This is a genomic window from Rathayibacter sp. AY1D1, assembly GCF_002932635.1.
Taxonomy (GTDB): Bacteria; Actinomycetota; Actinomycetes; order Actinomycetales; family Microbacteriaceae; genus Rathayibacter.
Genome location: NZ_PSVY01000014.1, coordinates 1 through 18,708 on the forward strand (window position 1 = coordinate 1; position 18,708 = coordinate 18,708).

The window sequence follows — 18,708 nt, forward strand, 5'->3', positions numbered from 1 at the left end:
GACCGGGGCTGACGTGCCGGCGTCCGTCGGCACCGCGGTCACGCCGGCACGCGCGGCGGGCTGCTCGGGGACGGCGGGCGGGCCCGGTGGAGTCGGGCGGAGCCGCCTCAGCCGGCCGAGCGGATCCCTCCGGTCGGACCCCAGGCGACTCCGGCGCCGCCCGCGTCGCCCTGGTAGTCGTCGGGCGAGAGGGCCATGCCGCTCGCGACGAAGTCCGCGGTCGCCGCGCAGTCCGTGACGACGACGTCGCCGTCGGAGCGCGCGAGCCCGTAGAGGCAGACGGACTCGTCGGCGAGCTCCGCGGCCGAGAAGGAGTCGAGGCTGAGGGTGGCGAAGTAGTCGACTCCGGCGATGCTGCCCAGGTAGCGCGTCGGCCCCCAGTGGAAGACGCGGAGGCTCGCGAGGGTCGACAGCGGGCGCGTGGCGACGTCGTCGGGGACGGCCCAGGGCTCGGTGAAGACATCCAGCGACGGGCGAGGGGCCAGCGCGACGGAGGCGGCCGTGCCGAGGGCGGCGAGCCCGAGCACGGCGACGAGGGCGGCGATCACCCCGAGGCGGCGGCGCGGTCGGGGCGTGGCGGAGGTGCGGGAGTCGGAGTCGTCGCCTCCGGTGGTCTCACTGCGCTCGCCCCAGCCGGGCGCCGCGTCCCGGCCGGTCTCGTCACGGCCGACCTCGTCCCGGCCGGTCTCGTCCCAGCCGGTCCGGTCACGGCGCGTCCCGCCCCGGCCGCTCGCCGTCCCGCGGCCGATCCGGCCCTGGGCCGCTGCGGGCCCGACGGACGCGGCCAGTCCCGCGACCGCGGCGTCGAGCGCCTCCTCCCGCTCGCGGAGCTGCGCGCGCAGCAGTGCCAGCTCCGCGAGCGCCGCGGGGTCCGCCTCCGCACTGAACGCCCGGCGCTCGAGCGCGGCCCGCTGCCTCCGCTCCTCCGGCGACGCCCCGTCGCGGCGCCGCTGCAGGGCGGCCCGGCCGCGACCGCGACCTCCGAGAGCCGCGTCGAGCGCCGCCTCCGTCGCGGGATCGAGCTCGTCGAGCAGCCGCGCCGCGCGTGCCGGCGTGACCGCGGTGCCGACGGACGCCGGCACGTCAGCCCCGGTCGCGCACGGCGCGCGCCAGCGACTCGAGGCGCTCCCGGTACTCCGGCCACCACTCCTCCGGCACCGGCGGGAGGTTGTCGCCCGGCGTCCGGAGCCCGACCCGCCCGTCGATCAGCTCGCGGACGATGTCGGCGTGGCCGGCGTGCCGGTGCGTCTCCGCGGTGATGTGGACGAGGATCCGGTGCAGCGTCACGTCGCGGTTCGTCCACCAGGGGACCTGCCCGGGAGCGTCGAGCGGGAGGGCCGCGACCGTCGCGTCGGAGTGGGCCCACACGCGGCGGTACAGCGCGACGACGTCGGCCAGGGACTCGTCGGCCGTCGCCCACATGTCCGAGTTCGGCTCCGACTCGTCCTCCATCCACGGCATCGGCTCCGGGAACGGCCGCCCGAACACGGCGCCGAGGTAGCCCGCCTCGGTGCCCGCCACGTGCTTCACCAGGCCGAGCAGGTTCGTGCCCGTCGCCACCAGCGGCCGCCGCACGTCATACTCGTCGAGCCCGTCGAGCTTCTGCAGCAGGGCGTCGCGCCCCTCCTGCAGGTAGCGGAGGAGGGTCTGCTTCGCGTCATCGCTCATCCCCCCAGCCTGCCGCGCCCGCCCGAGCCGCGCCAGAGCGGTGCCGGAGCCGCGTCGTGTGCACACTGCAGGAAGGATCGCCCCGCGGGCACCGGGATCCGCGGATCCACGGGCCACCGGAGCGATTCTTCCTGCGTTGTGGACGGGGTCAGGCCGGGACGCCCGCTCCCGCCCGCTGGACCCGCGTGCCGACGAGGCGCTGCGACGAGGCGTCGATCGCGGCGGCCGGGCCGACCAGCTCGAGCGCAGTCTCCGTCTCGCGCGTCGCGCAGTCCGGGCCCACCCACAGCTCGACGCGGCCGGGCTCGACGATCCGCACGCCCTCGCGTCCGGTGAAGGCCAGGCGCGCGGCCGGGACCTCGAAGCGGACCTCCGCCTCCTCGCCGGGCTCGAGCGCGACCCGCGCGTAGCCGAGCAGCTGCGCCACCGGCCGGGTCACGCTCGCGAACACGTCGCGGGCGTACAGCTGCACCAGGTCGATGCCCGCCCGCTCGCCCGTGTTGCGGACGCGCACGGTCGCCGTGAAGGAGCCGTCCGTCGGGGCGGACTCCTCGACCGCCAGCTCCGTCCGGGCGAAGGCCGTGTACGAGAGGCCGTGGCCGAACGGCCGCACCGGCGTGCTGTCGGCGGAGGTCACGTCCGACGGCCCGCCGAGGATCGGGTGCAGGTACGAGAACGGCTGCGCCCCGGCCGAGCGCGGCAGCGAGACCGGCAGGTGGCCGGAGGGGTCGACCCGTCCCGAGACGACGCCCGCGATCGCGCCGGCGCCCTCCTCCCCCGGGAAGAAAGCCTGCAGCACGGCGGCCGGAGCCGACGGCCCGTCGAGCGCCCAGCCCACGGCGTAGGGGCGGCCGGTCAGCAGCACGAGCACGACCGGGGTCCCCGTCGCCACGACGGCCTCGACCAGCTCGCGCTGGCGGCCCGGGAGCTCGAGGCTCTCGACGTCGTTGCCCTCGCCGACCGTGCCGCGGCCGAACAGGCCCGCCCGGTCGCCGACGACCACGATCGCCACATCGGAGTCGGCGGCCGCCCGGACCGCCTCGGCGATCCCGGAGTCGTCGTCCCCCTCGACCGAGCAGCCCTCGGCGAGCAGCAGCTCGGCCGACCCGAACTCGTCCGCCAGCGCGTCGGCGACCGTCGGGATCTCGAAGCCCAGCGGCACGCCCGGGTGGTGCGCCAGCACGTGGTTGGCGAAGGAGTAGCAGCCCATGAGCGCGGGCGCGCTGTCGGCGTTGGGGCCGATCAGCGCGAGGTGGCGCGGCGCAGCGAGCGGCAGGACGCCGTCGTTCGCGAGCAGAACCACCGACTCCTCGGCCAGCCGGCGGGCGATGTCGCGGTGGGCCGGCGAGTCGAGGTCGATCGACTCGGGGGCGTCGTCGAAGCGCGCGTCGAGCAGGCCGAGACGCTCCTTCTGCGCGAGCACCCGCAGCACGGCCCGGTCGACGAGCGCCTCGTCGGCCTCCCCGGCCCGGATGCGCGCGGCCAGCGGCGCGAGGAACGCGTCGCCCGTGGGCAGCTCCACGTCGATCCCCGCGGCGAGCGCCAGCTCGGCCGCCTCGCCCAGGTCGGCGGCGACCGCGTGCATGAGGTGGAGGAACGCGACGGAGAAGTAGTCGGCGACGACCACGCCGTCGAAGCCCCAGCGCTCGCGCAGCACGCCCGTGAGGTAGGCGGGCGTCGCTCCGACCGGGTCCCCGTCGATCTCGGCGTAGGAGTTCATCACCGAGCGGGCGCCCCCGTCGCGGATCGCCATCTCGAACGGCGGCAGCAGCACGTCCGCGATCTCGCGCGGTCCGGCGTGCACCGGCGCGTGGTTGCGGCCGCCGCGGGAGGCGGAGTAGCCGATGAAGTGCTTCAGCGTCGCGTCGACGCCGGTGGACTGCAGCCCCTGCACGTACGCGGTCCCGATCGTGCCGACGACGTACGGGTCCTCGGCGATGCACTCGTCGACCCGGCCCCAGCGGGGGTCGCGGATCACGTCGAGCACGGGCGCCAGGCCCTGGTGGATCCCGAGCTCGCGCATCGAGCCGCCGATCACGGCGCCGAGCTCGGCCACGAGCTCCGGGTCGAACGAGGCTCCCCAGGCGAGCGGAGTCGGGAACGTCGCGGCCTGCCAGGCGGCGAGCCCGGTCAGGCACTCCTCGTGGACGATCGCCGGGATGCCCAGCCGCGTCTCCTCGACGAGTCGGCGCTGCTCCGCCCACAGCCACCGGGCGCGCTCGAGCGGATCGACGGGGCGCGTGCCGTAGACGCGGGTCAGCTGGCCGATCCCCTCGCGGGTCGCCTCGGCGTACCCGGTCGAGGTGGCCATCTCGCCGGCGAGCGGGGCGACGACCTCGCCGCCCTGGTCGACCCAGTAGCCGACCAGCTGGGAGAGCTTCTCCTCCAGCGTCATCCGGCCCAGCAGCTCGGTGGTGCGGGCGGACGGAGCCTGGGGGTCCTCTGGTGCGTGCGGTGCGGTCACGGTGCGACCCTCTCTGCGGGTGGGGCGACGGGTGCGGACGGGACGGGGGACGCGGCGGACGGGCGGAGCGATCCGCTCATCCCTTCACCGCCCCCGTCAGCCCGCCGACGATGCGGCGCTCGAAGACGCTGAAGAAGATCAGCGCCGGGATCATCGACAGCGACACGAAGGCGAGCACCTTCGCCGTGTCGACCGAGTACTGCGACGAGAACGCCTGCACTCCGAGCGGGAGCGTGAAGGTGGACTCGTTGTTGAGGATGAACAGGGGCAGCAGGTAGCTGTTCCAGCTCGCGATGAACGCGAGGATCCCCGTGGTGATCACGCCGGGCATCGCCAGGCGCACGACCATCCGGAAGAAGAAGCCGATCCGGCTGCAGCCGTCGATGAAGGCCGCCTCCTGGATCTCGTCCGGGATCGCGCGGAGGAACGGCACCAGGATGATGATCGTGGTCGGCAGGCCGAACGCGATCTGCGGCAGCACCACTCCGGCGAGCGAGTTCATCAGGCCGAGGCTCTTGATCACCAGGTAGAGAGGAGTGATCGCCACGGTCATCGGGAACATCAGGCCGGCGGCGAAGAGCGCGTAGAACACGCCGCGTCCGGTGAAGTCGTAGCGGGCCAGGACGTAGCTCGCCATCAGGCCGAGCACGACCACGCCGAGCGTCGTCGCGAGGCCGGCGATGGTGGAGTTGCCGACCTCCTGCCAGAAGACGCCGCCGGTGATCACGTCGAGGTAGTTCTGCACGTTCCACGGCGAGGGCAGGCCCGCCGGGTCGGTGGTGATCTGCGCGTTCGTGCGGAAGCCGCCGAGGATGATGTACGCCACCGGGGCGAGCATCAGCGCGATCACGACGATCGCCACGACGTAGGCGATCGTGGTGCCGCGGCCCAGGGGCTGACGACGCCGCTTCACCGCGAGAGGCCGAGGGGTCTCCGGAGTGATCGGCGGGGCCGTCATCGTCGTGCCGGTCATCGCTTGTCTCCCGTCAGTGCGCCCGCCGTGTCGCGCCGGAGCACGAAGCGCTGGTAGAGCAGCGCCACCACGAGCGAGATCAGGAACAGGACCACCGCGACGGCGTTCCCGTACCCGTAGTTGCCGGCGTTGCGGCCGTTGGTGACCAGGTAGATCGCCATGGTCGAGGTGCCCGCGGTCGAGGACACGTACTGGCCCCAGATGATGTAGACGAGGTCGAACAGCTGCAGTGCGCCGATGATCGACAGGAACGCCCAGATCCGCAGGGTCGGCGCGAGCAGGGGCAGGGTGATCCGCCGCTGCACCTGCCAGTAGGAGGCGCCGTCAATGGCCGCGGCCTCGGACAGCTCCTCGGGGATGCCCTGCAGACCCGCGAGGAAGAGGATCACGGCGAAGCCGATGTACTTCCACGTGATGATCAGCATCAGCGTCCAGATCGCGATCGCCGGATCCGAGAGCCAGTCCTGCTTCAGCGCGCCGAGGCCGACCTTCTCGAGCAGGCCGTTGACCGCGCCGCTGGTCTGGAGCATCAGGCTCCAGCCGGTGCCGACGACGACCTCCGAGATCACGTACGGCACGAAGATCAGGACGCGGATGATCGACTGCCCGCGCAGCTTGCGGTTCAGCAGCAGCGCCAGGAGGATCGCGACCGGCCCCTGGAGCACGAGCGAGAGCACCACGATGATGCCGTTGTGCGCGAGGGCGTCGTGGAAGGTGGGGTCCTGCAGGATCGTCAGGTAGTTGCGGAAGCCGACGAAGTCCGTCGGCACTCCGTAGCCCTGCCAGCTGAAGAAGCCGTAGTAGGCCGCCATCACGACCGGGAAGATCACGAAGGCGAGGAAGACGATCAGCGCCGGGCCGACCAGGAGCGCGATCTCGAAGCGCCCCGCCCAGCCCACGCTGCGGCGGCGCCGGCGCACCGGAGGCGTCGAGGTGACGCCTCCGGTGCGCGCGGTCCCGCGGGGCTCATCCACTCCGAGGAGCGGGCTCTCGCGGAGTGCCATGGTGGCTAGGCCTTCGCCGCGGCGGCGTTGACGGCCTCGACCAGCTGCTCGGGGTCGCTCTTGCCGGCCAGCAGGTCGACGACTCCGACGTTCAGCGCGTTGCCGACGTTGAGGCCGTAGACGGTGTCGAGCCACTGCGAGACGTACGGGGCCGAGTTGTAGGCCTCGAGGATCTGCTGCAGGTACGGCTCGGTGACCGCCTCCTGCGCCACGGTGTTCACCGGGGGCGCGTTGAAGGCCGCGTAGTACTCCTTCTGCACGTCGGAGGTGGCCAGGTAGTTGAGGAAGTCGACGCACTCGTCGGGAGCGCCCGCGGAGCAGGAGTAGCCGTCGACACCGCCCATGATCGCGCCGGCCTCGCCGTCGCCGCCGTCGATCTCGGGGAAGGGGAACCAGCCCAGGTCGGGCAGCGGCTTCTCGTCGGGGGTGAGGGAGGCGATCACGCCCGGGTCCCACGCGCCCATGAGCTCCATCGACGCCTGGTGGTTGGCGAGGAGTCCGGCCGAGCTGCCCGCGCCCTGCTGGGCGGCGGTGGTGAGGAAGCCCTCGTTGAACGGCTCGGTCGCCGCGAAGTCCTGCAGGTCCTCGCCCGCGCGGACCCAGCAGTCGTCCGAGAAGTCCTTGGTGTCGGCCGCCTCGGCCATGGTGTCGGCGCTGCACTCGCGCAGCGCGAAGAAGTAGTACCAGTGCGCGGCGGGCCAGGCGTCCTTCGCGCCGAGCGCGACGGCCTGGGCTCCGCTGCCCTTGATCTTCGTGATCGCCGAGTCGAGCTCGTCGATGGTCTTCGGCGTCTCGGTGACTCCCGCCGCCGTGAAGACGTCCTGGCTGTAGAACAGGCCGCCCGGGAGGACGGCGACCGGCATCGCCCAGACCTTGTCGTCGAGCGTGTTCGCCGAGAACGAGCCCTCGGGGATCTCGCTGCGCGCCTGGTCCGAGATGCCGTCGGTGAGGTCCTTCAGCTGTCCGCCCGCGACCATGGCGGCGAGCTTGCCGCCTCCGCGCTGGAGGAAGACGTCGGGGGCGTCGCCCGAGTTGAGCGCCGTCTGGAGCTTGCCGTCGAGGTCCTCGTTCTGGATGGCCTGCGACTCGATGGTCACTCCGGGGTTCGCGGCCTCGAAGTCCGCGATCGTCTTGTCCCAGAACTCCTGGCCGGGGCCCGTGGTCGAGTTCTGCCAGAGGGTCATCGCGACGGTGCCGTCGCTCGATCCCGAGTCCTGAGCCGAGCAGCCGGTGAGGGCCGCGACCGTGCCGAGCAGGGCTGCTGTCGCCACTGCGATCTTCCTGAACTTCATCGTCCAACCGTTCTCTTCATCGAGGGCGCCGCCTGGTGCACCGGCGCCGTGGGGGTTCCCGCCTTCGCGGGTGGAGTCAGTGTCCGCAGTGCTTGCGAAAGTGGTCAAACGTTTTCGAAATGGTTTTCGAAGCACGGGTTACAGTCGGCCACATGACCACCCGACCGACCATCCACGACGTCGCCGCTGCCGCCGGCGTCTCGGTGGCGACGGTGTCCAAGGCCGTGAACGGCCGCTACGGCATCGCCCCCTCCACCGCCACCCGCGTGCTCGAGGTCGTGCGCGAGCTCGGCTACGAGTCGAGCCTCGTCGCGAGCAGCATGCGCTCCCGGCGCACGGGCGTGATCGGCGTGCTCGTCGCGGGGTTCGAGCCGTTCAGCGCCGAGATCCTGAAGGGCGTGGGGTCGGTGCTGGCGGAGTCGCGGTTCGACCTGCTCGCCTACTCCGGCTCCCACGAGGGCGAGCAGGAGGGCTGGGAGCGGCGCTCGCTCAGCCGGCTCAGCGGCACCCTCATCGACGGGGCGATCATGGTGACGCCGAGCGTGGTGAGCGCGCCCTCCGACATCCCGCTCGTCGCCGTGGACCCGCACACCGGCCGCGCCGACCTGCCGACCGTCGAGTCCGACAACTTCGGCGGCGCCCTGCTCGCCACCCGCCACCTCGTCGCCCTCGGGCACCGCCGCATCGGCTTCGTCGCGGGCCGCGGCGACCTGCGCTCGGCGCGGCTGCGGGAGGCCGGCTACCGGGCGGCGCTGGCGGAGGCCGGCATCGCCTTCGACGAGCGCCTGCTGCGGGTGGGCAACTACCACCGCGACACCGCCCGGCGGCCCGCCTCCTCGCTCCTGTCGCTGCCCGACCGCCCGACCGCGGTCTTCGCCGCCAACGACGTCTCGGCGCTGGCGATCATCGAGACCGCCGCGCACCTGGGCCTCGCCGTGCCGCATGACCTGTCGGTGATCGGCTTCGACGACGTGCCCGAGGCCGCCCGCTTCGATCCGCCGCTGACCACCGTCCGCCAGCCGATGCAGACGCTCGGAGCGACCGCCGCCGAGATGCTGATCGCCCTGATGGCCGGGCGCGAGCCGCGCTCGCTGCACGTGCAGCTGCCGACGCAGCTCGTCCGCCGCGCGACGACGGGACCGCCGGCATGAGCGGCGACGGGACCGCCGGCATGCGCGACGAGCTGGAGGACGACGGCCCGACCGCGGTGCACGCCGCCCTCTTCGATGCGCTGGAGCTGGTGGACCTGCCCGCGCTCGAGGCGCTGCTCGACGAGCGCTTCGTGATCGAGCACCCGACCGGCCTGGTGCAGTCGCGGGAGGAGTGGCTCGCCGACATCGACGAGGCGCGCAAGGAGTACCACGAGATCGACCACGTCGAGAGCGCCCTCTCGGGCGGCGCCGCGCACCCGGTGCTCACCTCCCGCACCATCACCGAGGCGACCATCGGCCGCCTGCACGCGACCTGGCGGCTCCAGCTGACGAGCCGCCTCGTCCGCCGCGACGAGGGGTGGGTGATCACGCGGACCGTGGTGACGAGCTGGTGAGGCGGGCGGACCGGCGCGTCCGCGGCCGGCTGCAGGCGCGGCGGGCAGGATCGACACCGTGCTCCTCCAGGTCGTGACCCGCTCCGCCCGCCCGGCCGCCGAGATGTTCGACCGGGCGCGCGACATCGACCTGCACATGCGCTCGCAGGCCGGCGCTCGCGAGCGCGCGGTGTCCGGGACGACCACCGGGCTGATCGGGCTCGGCGAGCACGTGACCTGGAGCGCCCGGCACTTCGGCGTCCCGCTCCGGCTGACCAGCACCGTCACCGCGTTCGACGCCCCGCACTCCTTCGTCGACGAGCAGACCCGCGGGCCCTTCGCGACGTTCTGCCACGAGCACCGCTTCGAGCCCGACGGCTCCGGCTCCGTGATGATCGACCGGCTCGAGTACTCCGCCCCGCTCGGCGTCCTCGGGCGGATCGCGGAGCGGCTGGTGCTCGACCGGCACCTGCGGCGGCTGCTGGAGGAGCGCGGCGCGTTCCTCGCCGGGGGCGACCGGTGAGGCTCCTGATCCGGACCCTGCTGACGCTCGTCGCCGTCGCCGGCGTCCTCTCGCTCGCGACGACCTCGGTCCTGTTCGCCCTGTCCTCCCTCGACACCGGCCGGGACGCCGGCGAGCTGCTCCTCCCGCTGGCCCGAGCGCTTCTGGCGACCGCCGTGACGGCGGCTGTCGGCGGGCTCCCCTACTCCGCGGGACGGGGTCGCGCGCCCTGGCCGGTCCTCTGGACCGCTTCTACGGTCTGCATCCTCGCGATCGCCTGGATCGTGGTCTCGATCGCGGCGTGGACCGACCCGGGCGACGGGACGGACGCCGTCGTCGCGCTGCTGACCGTGGTGCCCGCCGCCTGCTGCTCGATCGCCGCGATGCCGGTGACCGAGCTCGTCCTCCGGGTGGGAACGCGCAGGATCGGCGCCGGTTAGCGGATCCGTCCCCGCCGCTTGACGTTGACGCTGCGTCAACCCGTACCGTCGCTTCCATCGCCGCCGAAGTCACTGGCGACGCGGAGACGGAGGGCGCTGTGGAGCAGGAGTGGACCGTGCACGAGGTGGCGCGGCTGGCCGGTACGACCAGCCGGACGCTGCGGCACTACGGGGCCGAGGGGCTGCTGCCGCCCAGCCGGCTGGGCGCGAACGGCTACCGCTACTACGACGGCGCCGCGCTCGTGACGCTGCAGCGGATCCTGCTGCTGCGCGACCTCGGTCTCGGACTGCCCGAGATCGGGCGGATCCTGCGGCGCGACGCGGAGCCGGTGGCCGCTCTCGAGCGGCACCTCGACGTGCTCCAGGAGGAGCGCCGACGGCTCGACCGCCGCATCCGGGCGGTCGCCGGGACGATCACCACGATGAGAGAAGGGAACGGGCCGATGGCCGAGGAGATGTTCGACGGGTTCGACCACGCGGAGCACCGCGAGGAAGTGGAGCGCCGCTGGGGCGCCCCGGCGTACGCCGACGGCGACCGCTGGTGGCGCTCGATGAGCGCGGAGGACCGCGAGCAGTGGCAGCGGCGGCAGGCGGACCTCGCCGACGCGTGGACCGCCGTGGCGGCGAGCGGGGCGGATCCGACCGGGGAGGAGGCGCTCGCGCTGGCCGAGCGGCACCGCGCCTGGCTCGCCGAGGTGCCGGGCACGCCCCGCGACGCGACCGGCGGCCCGAGCGACGAGTACCTGCTCGGGCTCGGCGAGATGTACGTCGACGACGAGCGGTTCGCGGCGCACTACGGCGGAGTCGCCGGCGCCCGGTTCGTCCGCGATGCGCTGCGGGCGCTGGTCGAGCGGCGGGGATGACGGAGGTCTCGTCGGCCGCAACGCGACCCCGCTCCGGAACGGCATGATCGCCTGATGGGACGCATCCGATTCAGCAGTCCGGGCTGGGACGAGGACACCGATCGGGGGCCCGCGCCCGACCCCGACCGTGCCCGGTACTCCCGGGACGACGGGGCGAGGTTCACCGCGATCACGCTCACCTGCCTGTCGGTCCTCCCCGCGATCGTCCTCACGGCCGCGTTCCTCCTCGTGCGGCTCCCTCCGCTCGACCGCGACGACCAGCCCGACTGGACGGCGCCGCGCGCGGAGGTCCTGGCTCCGTGGCTGCTGCTGTTCCTGCTCCCGCCGCTGGTCACAGGGCTGCTCGCCCGTCTGGTCGGCGGGCGGGACTCCTCCCACGGGTTCGGTCGCTCCGCCGCGGTCTGCCTCGTGGTGATGGCGCCGTTCCTCGGCCTCTCGGCCCTGTCGCTCCTCGGCTAGGCGCTGCCACCGCTCACGCCTGCAGGACCACCGCGCCGTAGTGCGTGCCCGCGCCCGTGCCCACCAGCAGCACCGACTCCCCCGGCCGCACGCGCGAGCGGTGCAGGGCCAGCGGGATCGCGCTGCCGATCGTGTTGCCGACCTCGCCGAGCGTGATCGTCATCCGGTCGCGGCCCCAGAGGCGGGCCATGCCCTCGAGCCCGGCCGCGCTGGTCTGGTGCGGGACCACGCGGTCGATGCCGGGGAGCCCGGTCGAGAGGCCGGGCCGCACCTCCTCGAGGAACGCCGGGAAGTGCCGCAGCGCGTCGACGAGCAGCGCCTTGCCCTGCATGTCGAAGCGGAAGTCGGCGAGCCGGTCCTGCGCCTCCTCGATCCGGATCCGCGAGCCGAAGCCGCGCAGCTCCGCGTGGCGCACACCGCTCGGGCGGGTGCGGAAGTGCGTGGTGACCAGGCCCTGCCCCGGAGTCTCGGCGCGTCCGATCACGACGGCGGCGGCCGCGTCGCCGAAGAGCAGGGCGCTCTCGGGCTGGCCCGGGTCGATGCCGCGGCTGCCGCAGTCGGTCGAGACGATGAGCACGGTGTCGGCGCGACCCGTGGCGAGGAGGAATCCCGCCTCCTGCAGAGCGAAGAGGAACGACAGGCAGGTGGCGCCGACGCTGTACGCCGAGACGTCGTCGAGGCCGAGTCCCGCCGCGAGCAGCGCGCCTCCGTCCGGGATCGCCTGCAGCTGAGTGCCCGAGGCGTTGAGCACCACGTCGACCGTGTCGAGCCCGGCCGCCGCGAGCGCCCGACGGGCGGCGAGCAGGCCGAGCTCCAGCGGGTCCTCGTCGTCGGTGACCCAGTGGCGGGTGCGCACGCCGGAGCGGCGCTCGGCCTCGTCGGCGGGCAGGCCGCAGAGCGCGGCGACCTCGGCGGTCGTGACGATCCGCTCGGGCAGCGCTTCGCCCGTGCCGAGGACGCGGAGCGGGAGGAGGTCGGGCACGCGGGCCCCTTCCTGCCCCGGGACGTGCGGAGCGAATCCCTGTATAGCGCGCCTCTGCACCTCCGCGCGCACTGTTCGGCGCGGTTTGACGGCACGGGCCCCCGCCGACACCATGGTCCCGGAGCGGGGGACGGATGGACGCGCGCGGTTTCTGGGTGGTCGTGCCCTTCCTCGACGAGGAGAAGCTGCTCGGCGGCGCCCTCGACGCGCTCGCCCGCCAGACCGATCCGGACTTCACCCTCCTGCTCGTCGACAACGGCAGCACCGACGGCTCGCGCGCCGTGATCGAGGAGTTCCGCCGCCGGTGCCCGGAGCGGCAGGTCGCCGTGATCGACGAGGCGCAGAAGGGCACGGGAGCCGCCTCCGACACCGGCTTCCGCCACGCGATCGCCGAGGGCGCGACGGCCGTCGCCCGCACGGACGCCGACTGCCTGCCGAGCGCCGACTGGGTGGCGCGCCTCAAGGCCGACCTCCGCGGCGGCGCCCGCTTCGTCGGCGGCCGCCTGTCCCCGCGGCGGGACGAAGCCGTCTACCGCTGGTACGACGGCGTGCTCGGCACCGCGCTGATCCGCCTGATGGAGCACGCCCCGGGCGTCTTCTACCGCCGCCCCGGCCAGCGGTACCGGATGTTCATGGCCGCCGGCTGCAACCTCGCGATCGACGCCGCGCTGTACCTCCAGGTCGACGGCTTCCCGCGCTCGAGCATCGACGACACCGACGAGGACCTGGAGCTGCACCTGAAGGTCTGCCAGGTGATCGGGCGGAGCGAGGCGCTGCTCGACAAGGACGCGGTCGTGCTGATGTCGATCCGGAAGGGCAAGGCGCTCGGGTACCTGGGGATCCTGCTCTGGTACTGGGGCCGCAAGCGCGGGCTGGAGGTCGTCGATGTCCGCTGAGCGCCGGCGCCGCGTGCTGATCACCGGGGCGACGGGCTTCCTCGGCGGCTACGCGGTGCGCGAGTTCCTGGCCGCGGGCGACGACGTGCTCGCCACCGGTCGCGCCCCCGAGGCGCTGGCGCGGCTGGAGGAGGAGGGCGCCACGGTCCTCCGCGCCGACCTCGCCGAGCTGGGCGCGACGGACGTCGAGGCCGACGTGCTCGTGCACGCCGCCGCTCTGTCGAGCCCGTGGGGCACGTGGAGCGAGTTCGAGCGCGCGAACGTCGCGGGGACGGAGGCGATGATCGCGCTGGCCGAGCGCTGCGGGATCCGCCGCTTCGTCTTCGTCTCGTCGCCGAGCATCTACTCCGCCCGGCGCCACCAGTACCTGGTGCGGGAGGAGGCGGTCGACACCGGCAGCCGGATGAGCCTCTACATCCGCAGCAAGATCGAGGCCGAGCGGCTGCTGCAGGAGGCGCACCGCGCCGGCCGGATCCCCGAGCTCGTGATCCTGCGCCCCCGCGGCCTGATCGGCGTCGGCGACCCCAGCCTCCTCCCCCGCTTCGTCGCGGCCAGTCGCCGCCGCGGCATCCCCCTCTTCGACGGCGGCCGGAACCCCGTCGACATCACCTGCGTCGAGAACGCCGCGCACGCGCTGGTGCTCGCCGCCGACGCTCCCGTGGCCGACGGCGGCGTCTACAACATCACCAACGGCGAGCCCGCTCCGCTCGGCGACCTCCTCGAGCGCTTCTTCGCCGCGATGGGCGAGGAGCCGCGCTTCATCCGGGTGGACCTGCGCGTGCTGACCGCGCTCGCCGAGATCCTGGAGCGGGTCTACCGGCTGCTGCCCGGCCGCGAGCCGCCGTTCACCCGCTACACCGTGGCGACCCTCGCCTACGCCCAGACCCTCGACATCTCGCGGGCGCGGACCGAGCTCGGCTACGAGCCGACCGTGCCGCTGTCCGAGGGCATCCGCCGGGTCGGCGAGCACTTGAGGAGGTCGCGTGGCTGAGTCGTCGCTGCAGGTGATGGCGTGCGGGAGCACCGTCTTCCCGCTGTCCCGGGTGTTCCGCGGGAAGGGGCTCCCCCGCCGCGTCTTCCCATCGAACGTCTTCCTCTACACGCACGCGAGCGGCCGGCGGGTGCTCGTGGACACGGGCTACCCGCCGACGTTCCGCGGGACAGGCCTCGTCGGACGGCTGTACGAGCGGATCCTGCCCGCGACGGTGCCGGACGACGAGACCGTCGACCAGCGGCTGCTCGCCCTCGGCCTGACCCCGGCCGACGTGGAGTTCGTGGTGCTCACGCACCTGCACCCGGACCACGTGGGCGGTATGCGCTGGTTCCCGGACGCGACGTTCGTGCTGTCCTCGGGCCAGGTCGCCTCCGTGCGGCGGAACCGCGTGCGCGAGGGGATCTTCCGCGCGCTGCTGCCGCCGTGGTTCGAGGCCGGGATCGTGGCGGACGAGCAGCCCGCGACGACGATCAAGGGGCTGACCGGATTCGACCTGTTCGGCGACGGGTCGCTGCTCGTGGTGCCGCTCCCGGGGCACGCACGCGGTCACCTGGGGGTGCTCGTCGAGGGGCGCGTGCTCGTGGCCGGAGACGCGGCGTGGGGGCGGGAGTTCCTCGGCTGGTCCGGGCGCCTGCGCCGGCTGCCGCGGTTCATCAGCGACGACGCGCGGGCGCACGAGCGGACGTCCGAGTTGCTCGAGGGTGTGGAGGCGGCGGGGGTGCGGCTGTGCTTCTCGCACGACGCGTATCCGGAGGGGGACGTGCGGCTGGGTGGCGCGGCACCCGTCGGCAGGAAGTCGCCGACCTGACGGCGGGACGGCTCGCGTCGTACCCTCTCGTCCATGACGGACTACGCTCGACCGGCTGTCGCGGACCGCGTCTTCATCGGCGAGGACGGCCGACCCATCCCCTACGGCACTCGCTGGCTGGGTGAGTCGCCTCCGGACGAGAGCTACTCCGTCACGAGCGATCTCGAGCGTTTCCAGCCGCTGCACACCGTCGCGGACGCCCTGCTCGAGCACCTCGAGCGCACCTACGACGTCACGGTCGAGGACGACCCGGCCCTGGCCTCACGAGACGAAGCGGAGATCTCCTGGGCCGCCCGCGCCGTCCGCGTGACGCCGCGGTCGGTCGACGCCGCACCTCTGACGATCGTTTGGACCGTCTTCCCCGGCGTCCTCCTCCACGCCGGAGCACTGCACCGCTTCAACTACCCCGTCTGCGGCTGCGACGCCTGCGACGACGAGTGGACCGCCCTCGCGGACGACCTCGAGCGCACCGTCTTCGACGTCGTCGCGGGCCGCTACGAGGAGAGCATCGCCGCCGGGAAGGACGGCATCATCGTCGGCTACCGCATCGGGAGCGGCAGTGAGCTCGGCTGGTCGAGCGGCTACAGCAACGACGTCGGGGGGCATCACAGGATCGGCCACGACGGGCAGCAGCTGACCGCGCCCTTCAGTCGAGTGTGGGAGGCCTGGCCGGAACGCTGACGCCGCGGCCGGCAGACTCTCGCGAGGTCATCGACCCTGTCCGAGGAGTGACGCGCCTGCCGCCTCGGGCCGCGAGATCTCGAGTTCCGATGCTCGACCAGCCTCTAGCGGTCGTCAGCGGGGCAGGTCCTCGTAGGGGACGCGGCGGCTCAGCCAGGCGAGCAGACCGGCGGCGAGCGCCGCGATCGCCGCAGGGATGAGCAGCAGCCAGAGGGCCGAGGTCACGGCGACGAGGACGAGCGCCGCCGCGGCGACGCCGGCGCCGATCGCGAAGTTCCAGCGCACGTCCGTCGCCACTCCGCCCTCCGGTCGCGCCCACAGCACGACGAGGGCCGTCGCGATCGGCCCGAGCAGCAGCCCCAGCACGAACCAGCGCCAGCGCGAGCGGCCCTTCTGCTCGGCCAGACCGGCGGTGACGATCGCGAGTCCGAACCAGATCCAACCGGAGTCCTGGGTGAGTGTCATGCGTGGAGCCTAGGGCGCGGGCAGGATCGCCCCGGAGAGGTCGCCGGTCGGGAGCGTGGGCCCGTCGCCCGCGTCTCCCGCCCAGCGGTCCCCGGCACGGCGCCGAATTCCTCCGCTACCCGGGCACCACCACGAAGGCGACGCCGACGACGAGGCCCAGCACGAGAGCCACCGAGCCGAACCCGATCAGGAGGGCGAACGTCAGCGGACGGGTCTCGCGGAAGCTCATCGTCCCGGGGATCAGCTCGTTGATCTCGGCGGGGCCGAGCGTCTTCTCCGCGACGGGCGGCGCCTCGATCTTCCGCCGACGAGCGGCTCCGGTCAGGCGCGCCCACACGCTCCGGCTACCGGTGTGCACGCCACGCGCCGCCGGCGAGAGCGGTGTCGTCACGGCGGCGACGACGGCCCGCAGATCCTCGAGCTCCCAGTCCGCCCCGCGGAGCCGCAGCGACCGGCTTCCGTCCGACAAGAACAGGATGAGCGACGGCGGCAGATCGATCCCCTCACTGTTGGGGCCGGCGGGCACCCATGCGAGCAGCGCCTTCACCGACGGGTCGGCCCGCTCGAAGGTCACGACCCTGCCTCGAGCGTCCGTGCACTCGATCGCCCGGTCCGAGATCCGGAGCGACGCGGTGGCGAGGAACCGCCGGTTGCGGAGCGCCAGCACTCCGACGATCACCAGAGCCACCACGGTGGCGAAGCCGAACAGCCCGAGGTAGACGGCCAGCGCGGCACCGCGGTCGTCGGCGATCACGACTCCCCAGACGCTCCCCGCCAGCAGGACCAGCGCGGGGAGGACGGCGACGGGCCTCAGCCGTCGCGACTCGTTCTTCTGCCGGGCCCTCGAGGGCCGGAACTCGCGAACCGGCTCCGAGCGGTCCGCCCGTCGCCGCTCCATCAGACGGACGCGACGGACGGAGAGCCGGTGCGGACACGGTTCCGAAGAGGGTCGTCGAGGCTGCGGCGCATGGCGTCAGGGTAGCGGTGGCGCTCCGTCGGGCCGCGCTCGCGACCGAGCCTCCGCGTGGTTCCAGCATCACGCGATCCTCTCGTGTCCTACCTCTTCTTCGATGCCCCTCGCCCAGTCACCGGAGGGTGAGCGGACGCGGCGCGCCTGTCGGTCCGCGCGGGATGTCACCGCACGACAGGTCGACCTCTCCCGAGGTGCTGCCGCCGGGCACGATCATCCGAGCGAGGGATCGTCCGGGTCGACAGACTGGGCTGGTGTCCTCACCGATGACGATCCGCGCCGTGCCCACCTCGGCCCAGCGTGAGGAGATGCACCTCAGGCTCCATCTCGCAGAGAGCAGGCGAGTGCTGCCTCTCGCGGCCTTCCCCCGCGATCGGCCTCCTCAGGACGTCGCGTGCAGGACCGCGCACTCGACGCACTCGCGACGCCAGGCGCGGCGGCAGCCCGCCGGGGGCCGAGCGCCCTGACTCGACTCCCGCGCCGCCGGCGACACGACGCCCCCACCCGACGCCCACGCACCCACTCCAGACAGGACCCGCCATGACCTCCTCCCTCTCCCACCCGGCGAGCCGCTGGGCTCTCGACCACATGCCCCTCACCGCGCAGGCGGTCCGAGAGCTCGCTCCGGTGCTCTCCGGGAAGAAGCTGGCGATCTGCCTCCACGTCGAGCCCAAGACCGCCGCCCTCGTCTCGCTCCTCGTCGAGGCCGGAATGGACATCGCTCTGACGGGCTCGCCCGGAACCACGAAGGACGACGTCGCCGACGACCTCCGCGCCCTCGGCGTGCACGTGCACACGAAGCAGAGCGACGGCGAGGCGGAGCACCTCCGCAACATCGAGAAGGTGCTCGAGCACGATCCCGATCTCACCCTCGACAACGGCGCCGACCTGACTCTCCGGCTCATCAACTCGGGCGTCCCGGACCACTACCTCGGCGGTACCGAGGAGACCACCACCGGCGGCATCCGCCTGCGGGAGAACAGCGCGACCCTCCCGCGACCGGTCGTCGTCATCAACGACTCGCCCCTCAAGCTGATCGTCGAGAACGAGTACGGGGTCGGCCAGAGCGTCGTCCAGGGCTTCATGAACGCCACGAACCTCATGATCCCCGGCACGCGCGCCGCGGTCATCGGCTACGGCCCGTGCGGGCGCGGGGTCGCCGACACCCTCGCGCAGCTCGGAGCGCGGGTCTCCGTCGCCGACGTCGACCCGATCCGCTCGCTGCAGGCGATCCTCCGCGGCCACCGTGTCGGACCCGTCGCCGACGTCCTCTCGGACGCGCAGTTCGTCTTCACCGCCACCGGCGCACCCGGCGTCATCGGCGCGGCGGAGATCGACGCGTTCGCCGACGGCGCCGTGATCGCGGGCGTCGGCCACTTCCCGTGGGAGATCGACGAGGAGGCCCTCGCGGCCGCCACCGAGTCGACCACCGAGTTCGCCGACGGCCAGCGCCGGCAGGGCATCCGCCTGAAGAACGGCAAGCGGATCATCCGCCTCGAGAACGGCCGGATGATCAACCTCACCGCGGCCGGCGGCAACCCGATCCAGGCGATGGACCTCGGCCTGACCCTGCAGGCCCGGAGCCTCGCCGTCGTCGTCACCGCGGACCTCGACGCCGCCGTGCAGCCCGTCCCGGCCGACGTCGAGCACCGCATCGCGACCGACCTCGTCGCCCTCCTCAGCCGCTGAGGGGCGAGCGGCGGACCTCGCGGCGATCCGCGG

The 18,708-nt window shown here is 73.2% G+C and carries 20 protein-coding genes; 11 read left to right on the forward strand and 9 right to left on the reverse strand.

From position 1 onward, the window contains the following. Positions 1 to 107: 107 nt before the first annotated feature. From C5C56_RS10285 to C5C56_RS10310, 6 genes are all read right to left on the reverse strand, one after another. Positions 108 to 1,082, reverse strand: coding sequence for a hypothetical protein (locus C5C56_RS10285; protein ID WP_104273754.1), 975 nt, complete (start codon positions 1,080 to 1,082; stop codon positions 108 to 110). A gap of 1 nt (position 1,083) precedes the next feature. Then, positions 1,084 to 1,668 (reverse strand): DinB family protein, encoded by a 585-nt coding sequence (locus tag C5C56_RS10290; protein ID WP_104267648.1) that lies wholly within the window; start codon positions 1,666 to 1,668, stop codon positions 1,084 to 1,086. 148 nt (positions 1,669 to 1,816) lie between these two features. Next, positions 1,817 to 4,063, reverse strand: coding sequence for a glycoside hydrolase family 3 N-terminal domain-containing protein (locus tag C5C56_RS10295; RefSeq protein WP_104319542.1), 2,247 nt, complete (start codon positions 4,061 to 4,063; stop codon positions 1,817 to 1,819). A gap of 145 nt (positions 4,064 to 4,208) precedes the next feature. Beyond that, positions 4,209 to 5,105 (reverse strand): carbohydrate ABC transporter permease, encoded by an 897-nt coding sequence (locus C5C56_RS10300; protein WP_104224899.1) that lies wholly within the window; start codon positions 5,103 to 5,105, stop codon positions 4,209 to 4,211. Then, positions 5,102 to 6,109, reverse strand: coding sequence for a carbohydrate ABC transporter permease (locus tag C5C56_RS10305; RefSeq protein WP_104226347.1), 1,008 nt, complete (start codon positions 6,107 to 6,109; stop codon positions 5,102 to 5,104). Before C5C56_RS10305 ends, C5C56_RS10300 begins: the two co-directional genes overlap by 4 nt. A 5-nt stretch (positions 6,110 to 6,114) precedes the next feature. Next, positions 6,115 to 7,401: an ABC transporter substrate-binding protein gene (locus tag C5C56_RS10310; RefSeq protein WP_104250419.1), complete on the reverse strand. Its 1,287-nt coding sequence runs from the start codon at positions 7,399 to 7,401 to the stop codon at positions 6,115 to 6,117. A 152-nt stretch (positions 7,402 to 7,553) separates the two neighbouring features. Here C5C56_RS10310 and C5C56_RS10315 point away from each other — a divergent pair, with 152 nt between their 5' ends. From C5C56_RS10315 to C5C56_RS10340, 6 genes are all read left to right on the forward strand, one after another. After that, positions 7,554 to 8,552, forward strand: coding sequence for a LacI family DNA-binding transcriptional regulator (locus tag C5C56_RS10315; RefSeq protein ID WP_104224902.1), 999 nt, complete (start codon positions 7,554 to 7,556; stop codon positions 8,550 to 8,552). Next, positions 8,549 to 8,947, forward strand: a complete 399-nt coding sequence (locus C5C56_RS10320; RefSeq protein WP_104273750.1) for a nuclear transport factor 2 family protein — start codon at positions 8,549 to 8,551, stop codon at positions 8,945 to 8,947. The genes C5C56_RS10315 and C5C56_RS10320 overlap by 4 nt, the downstream gene beginning before the upstream one ends. 58 nt (positions 8,948 to 9,005) lie before the next feature. Continuing rightward, complete coding sequence (locus C5C56_RS10325; protein ID WP_258065658.1) at positions 9,006 to 9,449, forward strand: SRPBCC family protein; 444 nt, start codon at positions 9,006 to 9,008, stop codon at positions 9,447 to 9,449. After that, a complete protein-coding gene (locus tag C5C56_RS10330) occupies positions 9,446 to 9,868 on the forward strand; it encodes a hypothetical protein (RefSeq protein ID WP_104319543.1) in 423 nt (140 codons plus the stop codon). Before C5C56_RS10325 ends, C5C56_RS10330 begins: the two co-directional genes overlap by 4 nt. Before the next feature lie 98 nt (positions 9,869 to 9,966). Further along, on the forward strand, positions 9,967 to 10,731 hold the full coding sequence (locus tag C5C56_RS10335) for a TipAS antibiotic-recognition domain-containing protein (RefSeq protein WP_104319544.1): 765 nt from the start codon (positions 9,967 to 9,969) through the stop codon (positions 10,729 to 10,731). A 54-nt stretch (positions 10,732 to 10,785) separates the two neighbouring features. After that, entirely contained in the window at positions 10,786 to 11,190 is a 405-nt protein-coding gene (locus C5C56_RS10340; RefSeq protein ID WP_104288603.1) for a hypothetical protein, read from the forward strand. 13 nt (positions 11,191 to 11,203) lie between these two features. Here the strand turns inward: C5C56_RS10340 and C5C56_RS10345 are convergent, their stop codons facing one another. Further along, positions 11,204 to 12,172, reverse strand: coding sequence for a 3-oxoacyl-ACP synthase III family protein (locus C5C56_RS10345; protein ID WP_219812206.1), 969 nt, complete (start codon positions 12,170 to 12,172; stop codon positions 11,204 to 11,206). Positions 12,173 to 12,306: 134 nt separating this feature from the next. On the opposite strand from C5C56_RS10345, the gene C5C56_RS10350 reads away from it, so the two are divergent. From C5C56_RS10350 to C5C56_RS10365, 4 genes are read left to right on the forward strand one after another with little or no spacing between them, the layout of a single operon-like run. Next, a complete protein-coding gene (locus C5C56_RS10350) occupies positions 12,307 to 13,068 on the forward strand; it encodes a glycosyltransferase (RefSeq protein WP_104261373.1) in 762 nt (253 codons plus the stop codon). Further along, positions 13,058 to 14,059, forward strand: coding sequence for an NAD(P)-dependent oxidoreductase (locus tag C5C56_RS10355; protein WP_104319545.1), 1,002 nt, complete (start codon positions 13,058 to 13,060; stop codon positions 14,057 to 14,059). The genes C5C56_RS10350 and C5C56_RS10355 overlap by 11 nt, the downstream gene beginning before the upstream one ends. Then, entirely contained in the window at positions 14,052 to 14,870 is an 819-nt protein-coding gene (locus tag C5C56_RS10360) for an MBL fold metallo-hydrolase (RefSeq protein ID WP_104319546.1), read from the forward strand. Before C5C56_RS10355 ends, C5C56_RS10360 begins: the two co-directional genes overlap by 8 nt. Positions 14,871 to 14,903: 33 nt before the next feature. Continuing rightward, a complete protein-coding gene (locus C5C56_RS10365) occupies positions 14,904 to 15,551 on the forward strand; it encodes a DUF6226 family protein (protein WP_104319547.1) in 648 nt (215 codons plus the stop codon). A gap of 114 nt (positions 15,552 to 15,665) precedes the next feature. On the opposite strand, the gene C5C56_RS10370 is transcribed toward C5C56_RS10365, so the two are convergent. Next, entirely contained in the window at positions 15,666 to 16,016 is a 351-nt protein-coding gene (locus C5C56_RS10370; RefSeq protein ID WP_104224914.1) for a hypothetical protein, read from the reverse strand. Positions 16,017 to 16,131: 115 nt separating this feature from the next. After that, positions 16,132 to 16,914 carry a hypothetical protein gene (locus C5C56_RS10375; protein ID WP_104319548.1) on the reverse strand — a complete coding sequence of 261 codons (783 nt, stop codon included), beginning with the start codon at positions 16,912 to 16,914 and terminating at the stop codon, positions 16,132 to 16,134. 612 nt (positions 16,915 to 17,526) lie between these two features. Between C5C56_RS10375 and C5C56_RS10380 the strand changes: the two genes are divergently transcribed. Further along, a complete protein-coding gene (locus tag C5C56_RS10380; protein ID WP_104319549.1) occupies positions 17,527 to 18,675 on the forward strand; it encodes an adenosylhomocysteinase in 1,149 nt (382 codons plus the stop codon). Positions 18,676 to 18,708 lie beyond the last annotated feature (33 nt).

Coding starts and splice junctions, on each gene's coding strand:
- C5C56_RS10290 (WP_104267648.1), bottom strand. CDS start 1,668: ATGAGCGATGACGCGAAGCAGACCCTCCTCCGCTACCTGCAGGAGGGG.
- C5C56_RS10295 (WP_104319542.1), bottom strand. CDS start 4,063: ATGACGCTGGAGGAGAAGCTCTCCCAGCTGGTCGGCTACTGGGTCGAC.
- C5C56_RS10300 (WP_104224899.1), bottom strand. CDS start 5,105: ATGACCGGCACGACGATGACGGCCCCGCCGATCACTCCGGAGACCCCT.
- C5C56_RS10305 (WP_104226347.1), bottom strand. CDS start 6,109: ATGGCACTCCGCGAGAGCCCGCTCCTCGGAGTGGATGAGCCCCGCGGG.
- C5C56_RS10310 (WP_104250419.1), bottom strand. CDS start 7,401: ATGAAGTTCAGGAAGATCGCAGTGGCGACAGCAGCCCTGCTCGGCACG.
- C5C56_RS10315 (WP_104224902.1), top strand. CDS start 7,554: ATGACCACCCGACCGACCATCCACGACGTCGCCGCTGCCGCCGGCGTC.
- C5C56_RS10320 (WP_104273750.1), top strand. CDS start 8,549: ATGAGCGGCGACGGGACCGCCGGCATGCGCGACGAGCTGGAGGACGAC.
- C5C56_RS10340 (WP_104288603.1), top strand. CDS start 10,786: ATGGGACGCATCCGATTCAGCAGTCCGGGCTGGGACGAGGACACCGAT.
- C5C56_RS10350 (WP_104261373.1), top strand. CDS start 12,307: ATGGACGCGCGCGGTTTCTGGGTGGTCGTGCCCTTCCTCGACGAGGAG.
- C5C56_RS10355 (WP_104319545.1), top strand. CDS start 13,058: ATGTCCGCTGAGCGCCGGCGCCGCGTGCTGATCACCGGGGCGACGGGC.
- C5C56_RS10365 (WP_104319547.1), top strand. CDS start 14,904: ATGACGGACTACGCTCGACCGGCTGTCGCGGACCGCGTCTTCATCGGC.
- C5C56_RS10370 (WP_104224914.1), bottom strand. CDS start 16,016: ATGACACTCACCCAGGACTCCGGTTGGATCTGGTTCGGACTCGCGATC.
- C5C56_RS10375 (WP_104319548.1), bottom strand. CDS start 16,914: ATGGAGCGGCGACGGGCGGACCGCTCGGAGCCGGTTCGCGAGTTCCGG.
- C5C56_RS10380 (WP_104319549.1), top strand. CDS start 17,527: ATGACCTCCTCCCTCTCCCACCCGGCGAGCCGCTGGGCTCTCGACCAC.